This window comes from Sinomonas sp. G460-2 (genome assembly GCF_047759905.1).
Taxonomy (GTDB): Bacteria; Actinomycetota; Actinomycetes; order Actinomycetales; family Micrococcaceae; genus Sinomonas.
In genome coordinates this window covers 1-497 of the sequence record NZ_JBKZWT010000584.1, presented here as the reverse complement: position 1 = coordinate 497, position 497 = coordinate 1, and the positions used below count along the sequence as shown (strand labels likewise).

Genomic DNA, 497 nt, shown 5'->3' with positions numbered 1-497 from the left:
AGGTTCTGGCGGGTCAGGACGATGCCGGCCGGGTTCGAGGTGTTCTCGAGGATGGTCTTCCACGCCCACGCGACCTCGTTCGCATCGGCGGGACGGACGACGTCGAGGCCCACGATCGCGCGAAGCGAGGCCAGCTGCTCGACCGGCTGGTGGGTCGGGCCGTCCTCGCCGAGGCCGATCGAGTCGTGCGTCCACACGTACGTGGACGGGATGCCCATGAGCGCCGAGAGGCGGATCGCGGGGCGCTGGTAGTCGGAGAAGATGAGGAACGTGCCGGAGAACGCCCGGGTCTTCCCGCCGAGGGTGATGCCGTTGACGATCGAGGCCGCCGCGTGTTCGCGGATGCCGAAGTGCAGCACGCGCCCGTAGGGGTTGCCCTTCCACGCTGCCGTCGAGCGGGACGCCGGGATGAACGAGGGCGAGCCCTCGATCGTGGTGTTGTTCGACTCGGCCAGGTCGGCCGATCCGCCCCACAGCTCCGGCAGGACCGGCCCGAT

1 pseudogene is annotated in these 497 nt (G+C 69.8%); it reads right to left on the bottom strand.

Annotation, left to right across the window (positions count from 1 at the left end):
• Nucleotides 1-497: pseudogene (locus ACLN58_RS22600) on the bottom strand (transketolase); the annotation flags it as partial.